2 tRNA genes and 1 rRNA gene are annotated in these 1,024 nt (G+C 55.9%); all 3 read left to right on the top strand.

Annotation, left to right across the window (positions count from 1 at the left end):
* A 16S ribosomal RNA gene (locus OPU69_RS19975) occupies positions 1 to 406 on the top strand; the annotation flags it as partial.
* A gap of 178 nt (positions 407 to 584) precedes the next feature.
* A tRNA-Ile gene (locus tag OPU69_RS19970) sits at positions 585 to 661 on the top strand.
* Between the two features lie 57 nt (positions 662 to 718).
* Positions 719 to 794: transfer RNA gene (locus OPU69_RS19965), tRNA-Ala, on the top strand.
* Positions 795 to 1,024: the final 230 nt, after the last annotated feature.

The following is a 1,024-nucleotide window of genomic DNA, read 5'->3' as shown; positions in this document are numbered from 1 at the left end:
AGTTGGGCACTCTAAAGAAACCGCCGGTGATAAGCCGGAGGAAGGTGGGGATGACGTCAAGTCCTCATGGCCCTTACACGCTGGGCTACACACGTGCTACAATGGCGGTGACAGTGAGCAGCTAGATCGCGAGATCATGCTAATCTCAAAAAGCCGTCTCAGTTCGGATTGTTCTCTGCAACTCGAGAGCATGAAGGCGGAATCGCTAGTAATCGCGGATCAGCATGCCGCGGTGAATACGTTCCCAGGCCTTGTACACACCGCCCGTCACACCATGGGAGTTGGATTCACCCGAAGGCGCTGCGCTAACCCGCAAGGGAGGCAGGCGACCACGGTGGGTTCAGCGACTGGGGTGAAGTCGTAACAAGGTAGCCGTAGGGGAACCTGCGGCTGGATCACCTCCTTTCTAAGGATATCGGCAGAAAGCGCCTGGTTTCGTACCGGGAAGAGCTTCTTCCATTCCAAAGAACATTGCCGTCGTCCTCATGTCCCTTCATCCTGGAGAATTTGCCGCGTTCGTGTGGCAAATGAAGCCGCCTTTGGGCAGCACGGGCTTGCCCGCCGAGGCCGAAAGGTCGCAGGTGGGGCCGGTAGCTCAGGTGGTTAGAGCGTACGCCTGATAAGCGTAAGGTCGGAGGTTCGAGTCCTCCTCGGCCCACCATATGGACGCGCTGTTTGAATGGCCTTTTTGCGAAGGTTGTTCAGGCGATCATGGTTGGGGGCCTTAGCTCAGCTGGGAGAGCACCTGCTTTGCAAGCAGGGGGTCATCGGTTCGATCCCGATAGGCTCCACCATTTCGACACTCCAGAGATGAAGACACCGAATTCCGGTGCGGCCGCAAGGTTTGCATCGGTTGCGCAGGCCATGAGATGGCCTGTTCTTTGACATTGTGAATGGGTTTTTTAATCGATGCCGTGGTTGCATCGTGGCGGTTCCGCAAGGGATCGTTCGCGTTGCCAATCACACATTCATTTCAAAATGAATATCTGGCTGAGAATAATCATCCACACCGAACAAGCCGTGG

Source organism: Blastomonas sp. 34TW, assembly GCF_059803595.1.
This window is presented reverse-complemented; position numbering and strand designations above follow the sequence as displayed.